Here is a 5,974-nt window from a genome sequence, read left to right on the forward strand (position 1 = left end):
TTCCTTCATGGCATCCTCCCTATGCCGACAATAAGAACTTTTTACCCTTTTGGCAATTAATGAGTCCTGAGCCTAGAAGATGCCGTGCACCTGACCGGTCTCGGTATCCACGTCCACGCGACGGAAGGCGGGGTTGGAGCCGGTGCCGGGCATGAGCGAGATCTTGCCGGAGACGGGAACCACGAGGCCCGCGCCGCCGTAGAGCAGCACGTCGCGGATCTTGAGACGCCAGCCGGAAGGCTCGCCCTTGAGATCGGGATTGTCGGAAAGGGAGTACTGCGTCTTCACCATGCACACGCCGAGCTCGGAGGCGTCGGGACGCGCCTGCATTTCGGCAAGGCGGCTTTCGGCTTCAGGGCTGTAATCCACGCCGTCCGCGCCGTACACGTCGCGGGCGACCTTTTCGATGCGTTCCTTGAAAGAAGCATTCCAGTCATAGAGCGGACGGAAATCGGACGTTTCGTTGCAGGCGTCCATGACGGCGTCGGCCAGTTCCAGGGCGCCCGCGCCGCCGTGCTCCCAGTGCGTGGAAACGGCCACGCGCGCGCCCTCGGCTTCGCAGATTTCACGAATGCGGGCGATTTCCGCAGGCGTGTCGGTGACGAAGGCGTTGATGCACACCACAGGAGAGGTGCCGGACTTCTTGATGGTGCGAATATGATGAAGAAGGTTGCAGCAGCCCGCTTCCACGAAGCCCACGTTTTCCTGACGGTATTCTTCGGGCAGCGCGCGTCCGGGACGGGGCAGGGGGGCGCCGCCGTGGCTCTTCAGGGCGCGTACGGTGGCCACGAGCACGGCCGCATCGGGGGCAAGTCCGCTGTAGTGGCACTTGAGGTTCCAGAACTTTTCATAGCCGATGTCCGCGCCGAAGCCGGATTCCGTGACGTGGTATTCGGAGAGCTTGAGGCCGAGTCTGTCGGCGATGACGGAGCTCTGGCCGAGGGCGATATTGGCAAAGGGGCCGGCGTGCACGAACACGGGCTGGCCTTCGATGGTCTGGATGAGATTGGGCTTGATGGCGTCGATCATCCAGGCGGCCATGGCGCCGGCGACCTGCAGATCTTCGGTGGTCACGGGCTTGCCCGCTCTGTCGTAGGCCACGATGATGCGGCCGAGTCTTTCGCGCATGTCCTTGAGGTCACGGGCCACGGAAAGAATGGCCATGACTTCGGAGGACACGGAAATGTCGAAGTGCGAGCTCATCATGAAGCCGTCGGACTTGCCGCCCATGCCGATGACCACGTTGCGCAGAGCCTGGCAGCAGAAGTCGATGACCCAGTTCATGCGCACGTTGGTGGGATCAATGTTCAGACGAGGCTGGCCGGAAAGGCGGAGCAGCTTTTCGTCGCCGTAGTTGCGTTCGTGCTGCATTCTGGCGGTGAGCGCCACCATGGCCAGGTTGTGGGCGTTGGTTACGGCGTTGATGTCGCCGGTGAAGCCGAGGGAATACTGCGTGAGGGGAATGCACTGGGAAAGGCCGCCGCCCGCCGCGGAACCCTTGGTGCCCATGGTGGGGCCGCCGGAGGGCTGACGGATGGCCGCGGAAACCTTGCGTCCGCGCTTTGCGAGCCCCTGCACGAGTCCGATGGTGGTGGTGGACTTGCCTTCTCCGAAGGGAGTCGGGGTGATGGCCGTCACGTCGACATACTTACCGTTGGGACGGTCCGCCAGACGGGAGAGCACGGACTGATAGTCCACCTTGCCCATGACGTGGCCATAGGGGAGCAGTTCCTTGTCTTCAAGGCCGAGCTCTCTGCCGATCTGGTAAATGTCTTTCATGCGGGATTCCGCGTCCTGGGCGATTTCCCAGTCCGCGTGCTGCTTGGGATCCAGAGCCATTGTCCGTTCTCCTTGTGGTTGGGGGTTCGTCTGTGGTTATACGGCGTGGCGTCGTTTAGCTCAAGCGGTTTTTCTTTCCCCGCGCATGGGCGAAAACGTCGGAAAATCCCTGCGGCAGAGGTCTTCACAAAGGTTCGTGGTCCATTTTTGCAGCGGCTTTCGCATCGCCTTTTGCGTGACGCAGTGCCGGATCGGCGTACCGGTTCCATGGGGGGATCTTTGGTTGCCAGCGTTCGTCCGCTGGCGTATGAAGGCGGAAAAGACAAGGGGGAATCATGAGAGAAAGCACGCTTCGTCTGCTGGAAGAGATGCAGGTCAATGAAAAGACGGACAGTGAAATCTATACCAAGCTTGCCCGGCGCGTGGGCGGCGAAAACGGCGAGGTGCTTCGCCGCATGGCCGCCGATGAGTCAAGGCACTGCGAGGTATGGAGCCGCTATACCGGAAAGAAGGCGGAGGCAAAGCGCGTCAAGGTATTTCTTTACAGCCTCATGGGCTGGATTTTCGGACTCACCTTCGTGATCAATCTTCTGGAATCCGGTGAGAACGGCGCGGGAAACCGCTATGCCGGGCTCATTGAGGATGTGCCCGAGGCGAAGGGCATCATGGAGGAAGAGGAGATTCATGAGCGCCGTCTGGCCGAAATGGTGGACGAAGAGCGCCTCAAGTACATAGGCAGCATGGTACTCGGCCTCAACGACGCGCTTGTGGAGCTCACCGGTGCGCTGGCCGGCTTCACGCTTGCGCTCGGCAGCAACGCCACCGTGGGACTTGCCGGCTTCATCACCGGCGTGTCGGCCACGCTGTCCATGGCCGCTTCCGAATATCTTTCCAAGAAGGCCGAGCCCGGAGAAAAGCATCCGCTCAAGGCCGCCGTCTACACAGGCATCGCGTACATGATCACGGTGGCTCTGCTTCTTCTGCCCTACGGCGTGTTCAGCTCGCCGTATCTGGCGCTGATGTTCTGCCTGTTCAACGCGGCCTGCATCATCTGTCTGTTCACCTTCTTCGTTTCCGTGGTGCGGCGCGAACCCTTCCGCCCGCAGTTTATGGAAATGCTTTCCATCAGCTTCGGCGTGGCGGCCATTTCCTTCTTCATCGGCTGGGCCGCCAAAACCTGGATGGGCATAGAGATGTAAGTGCCTTTTCCGCAGAGGCATGACGAGTGGGCGGGGCGCAGGCTCCGCCCTTTTTTGAGGGCTGAGAACGACGCGCTTCTGTATCATGCGAAGTCAGGGGAAAACCTGCACGCTGTCTTTTGCGACTGCGTGGCGTTTTTCCAAGGGCAGGCAGCGCGGGATAGAGCAGAGAGCGTCTTTCTGCGCAGTGTTTCCCTGATCTGTCGTGTCGTTGTTTTTCTTTCCCTCATCCCGGGCTTCTTGTCCTGACAAAAGCCTTCCGCAACCTGTCGTTTCGCGCAACCAAAGGTTGCCAAAATCACGTGACAAGGGAAAATATAGTATGCTAATTTGCTGAAATAACATGGATGCAACTGAGAGTTGCCGAAAAGGAAACTTCCGGTTGGTGGAGTCTGCCGGGCTATGGCGTTAAACCTTGACCGTCCTACACGGCGGCCTGACGTCTCGGACGTTTTTTCGATGAGGTCAGGCGGGAGGTGGCTGCTGTTTTCATCATGATGTTGAAGAGCCGCCATCGACAGGCCGCATGCTCCGGCCTGCCGTTCCACCCTGGCAACGTGCCATAAAACCACAGGAGTTCCCATAATGAACAGGAAAACGTTGGCCGCCTGCGCGGCTCTGGCTCTGACCCTTGGTTTTTCCACCCTTGCCGAAGCCGGATGCAGCGCTGAAGAAGCGCAGCAGAAGGCCAATGCCTTTGCCCAGACCATTCAGGAAGTTTCTCAGAAGGATCCTGAAAAATATGCGAAGGTCATGCAGGAACTTCAGCCCGAGCTGCTTCAGCTTCAGCAGAAGCAGGACATGGACGCCCTGTGCGTCTTCTACGACAAGGCGATGGATCGCCTGAAGTAGGTAAGGAGCACCGGCTCAAGAACATGACATTGCGGTCGGACGCGCCGTGCGGAAATTCTGCCGCGCGTCCGGCCATGCTTGAATTTAAGGTTATATGATGCATGACCGTCGGCGAATCCGACTCCGGGCGGATTCTTCACGTTTTCCTGCAGAAAATGCGCAGGTTCAGCCTGAGCCGGGCAGACGGAGCCGCCCCGGTCAGGAAAGCTGTCAGCCCATGGAATCAGATGAGGAAAGATCTCCAGCTATACGGAAAAATTCAGGCCAGACGCAAGGCTCTGGGGCTTTCACAGGAGGAGCTTGCCCAGCGCATGGGTGTTTCGCGGCAGTCCGTCACGAAATGGGAGACCGGTCTTTCCGCTCCCGATCTTGACCGGCTGGTGGAACTTGCCGACACGCTGGGTGTCAGCCTCGATTATCTGCTGAGAGATCAGGCGGAGATGTCCGACGCACCTGCGGAACCGGGAGAGCCCGTTTCTTCGGAGAGTCCGTCGGAAGAAAGGACGGAAAGGCCCGTGGCGTCCGCTGCTTCCGTGAGCGCTACGGCGCGTCACATTGCGCTGGCCGCCGGCGTGCTGCTTTTTCTCATAGGGGCGGGCGGTCTTCTTACCATGTGGATTTATTCCGAACTGTTTCCCGTGCAGCTTGTAGACGGACGAGGCGGCGTGCATACCGGCCTGTGGGGGTATGTGCTTGCAAGGGACGTGAAGGCTCTTTTCTGGGCCGCGCTGGCGGCTACGGCGGCAGGACTTGTGCTTGTGGGGTGCTGCCTGAGAAAGGGCAGATCGTAGATTTTGTCGCAATGGGCCGCACGGCATTTGTCACAGTCTCGCAGGTTGCGCATGAGATGAATGAGCAGTCCGCGGGACTGGAGCCGTGCGTTTTTCCGGCGTCGCTTCCGGGGCGGAGGCGTTTTTTTCGTCACGGAACGTACGCAGGTCGGCTCATCGCGTTGCGCTGAGGCCTCAGACCAGTTCTTCAAGATCGTTGAGAAGCTGCTCGCTGAGTCCGCCGCCGAACATGGGCGAGCCGAACAGTGCCCGGCGCTGGTCCACAAGCAGTTCCTTCGGGAGCATTCCCGGCGCGGAGTCGGCCAGAGTGTCGGCAAGGCGTCTGGCCAGAAGCCAGCTTCGCGCCCCCTGAAAGAACAGGGAAAAGGCATTTTCAAAATCGCGCCTGCGTTCGTTCCAGAGGCGCAGACGGCGCTTGTCCGGCTTAAGACTGAGCGTGGTGGAGAGTGCGGCGTTCAGGCTGTTGAACTGTGCGCCGGGTACGCCGGATCTCCAGCCGAGCAGCCAGGAATTGCGGGGAAAGAGCAGGCCGAGTTCCCGGGCGAGGGAAAGCAGGCTGTCGAGCGAGGCGCGCGAGGCGAGAAGAACGTCGTCTTCCCACTGTACCGGCAGAGCATGAAAATCCAGAGGCGGAAGGCTGTCCAGGGGCGGAGCGCCGTCGCACCAGCATTGCAGAATATGCGAAAGCCAGCTTCCCGCCTGTTCGGCCCCCTGAAAGGTGCCGGAGGGCGTTTCCAGATGGCTGTAGCTCAAAAGCCAGTTTCCGCGGCCGTACTCGCCGGTCACGGCGCAGGGACGACCGTCGAGTATCGAGGGGCGCAGCCTGACCCCGTACATGGCGTCCCATTCGGCAAGAATGTCGGCCGGCATGGAGGAAAAGGGCATGTCGGCCACATAGAGATCAGGACCGGGGGCACGGTAGCGGGCGAGCACTTCCACGGGGCCGGGATCGTCGGGTTCGCAGAATCGTCCGGGCCACCAGACGGGAAGAAGAGCGCTTTTCCCGGCAAGGGAGGGCGGCACAAGTCCGCTGCTTTTGGAAAGTTCGCAGCAGAGGTGACCGGATACGAGATGCTGAAGCCGGTCCGGCATGCCGTCGCGGCTCCACGGGCACAGACCGAGGCCGTCGGCAAGCGCAAGTCCCGCACCTCCGCAGAAGCCGACATAGCGTCCGCCGTTTTTCACAAAGCTGCGCACCGCTTCCGCCCCGGCAGGCCCGAGAGCCTCGGCCTTGCGGCGCGCGGAACCACCGGGCACCATGAGCATCTTGCCAGACAGACCGGTCTGGGCTATGTCTAACCCTTTGAGTACACGGAAGGGAATGCCCGTCGAACGAACGGCGTGCAGCAGCAG

At 60.6% G+C, this 5,974-nt stretch carries 5 protein-coding genes; 3 read left to right on the top strand and 2 right to left on the bottom strand.

Annotation, left to right across the window (positions count from 1 at the left end; translation table 11 throughout):
- Window positions 1-72: 72 nt before the first annotated feature.
- Complete coding sequence (locus Q0J81_RS10005) at window positions 73-1,839, bottom strand: formate--tetrahydrofolate ligase (protein ID WP_294447573.1); 1,767 nt, start codon at window positions 1,837-1,839, stop codon at window positions 73-75.
- A 275-nt stretch (window positions 1,840-2,114) separates the two neighbouring features.
- Between Q0J81_RS10005 and Q0J81_RS10010 the strand changes: the two genes are divergently transcribed.
- The 3 genes from Q0J81_RS10010 to Q0J81_RS10020 all read left to right on the top strand — a co-directional run bounded on the left by Q0J81_RS10010 (window position 2,115) and on the right by Q0J81_RS10020 (window position 4,621).
- Window positions 2,115-2,978 carry a VIT1/CCC1 transporter family protein gene (locus tag Q0J81_RS10010; protein WP_294447575.1) on the top strand — a complete coding sequence of 288 codons (864 nt, stop codon included), beginning with the start codon at window positions 2,115-2,117 and terminating at the stop codon, window positions 2,976-2,978.
- Window positions 2,979-3,563: 585 nt separating this feature from the next.
- Window positions 3,564-3,830, top strand: a complete 267-nt coding sequence (locus Q0J81_RS10015; protein WP_294447577.1) for a BTB/POZ domain-containing protein KCTD2 — start codon at window positions 3,564-3,566, stop codon at window positions 3,828-3,830.
- A gap of 227 nt (window positions 3,831-4,057) precedes the next feature.
- Entirely contained in the window at window positions 4,058-4,621 is a 564-nt protein-coding gene (locus Q0J81_RS10020) for a helix-turn-helix transcriptional regulator (RefSeq protein WP_294447578.1), read from the top strand.
- Between the two features lie 174 nt (window positions 4,622-4,795).
- Here Q0J81_RS10020 and Q0J81_RS10025 read toward each other — a convergent pair.
- Window positions 4,796-5,974, bottom strand: a 1,179-nt coding sequence (locus Q0J81_RS10025) for a BPL-N domain-containing protein (protein ID WP_294447580.1), incomplete at its 5' end; no start/stop codon positions are given.

It is taken from the genome of uncultured Mailhella sp. (assembly GCF_944324575.1).
GTDB lineage: Bacteria > Desulfobacterota > Desulfovibrionia > Desulfovibrionales > Desulfovibrionaceae > Mailhella.

Coding starts and splice junctions, on each gene's coding strand:
- Q0J81_RS10015 (WP_294447577.1), top strand. CDS start 3,564: ATGAACAGGAAAACGTTGGCCGCCTGCGCGGCTCTGGCTCTGACCCTT.
- Q0J81_RS10020 (WP_294447578.1), top strand. CDS start 4,058: ATGAGGAAAGATCTCCAGCTATACGGAAAAATTCAGGCCAGACGCAAG.
- Q0J81_RS10005 (WP_294447573.1), bottom strand. CDS start 1,839: ATGGCTCTGGATCCCAAGCAGCACGCGGACTGGGAAATCGCCCAGGAC.
- Q0J81_RS10010 (WP_294447575.1), top strand. CDS start 2,115: ATGAGAGAAAGCACGCTTCGTCTGCTGGAAGAGATGCAGGTCAATGAA.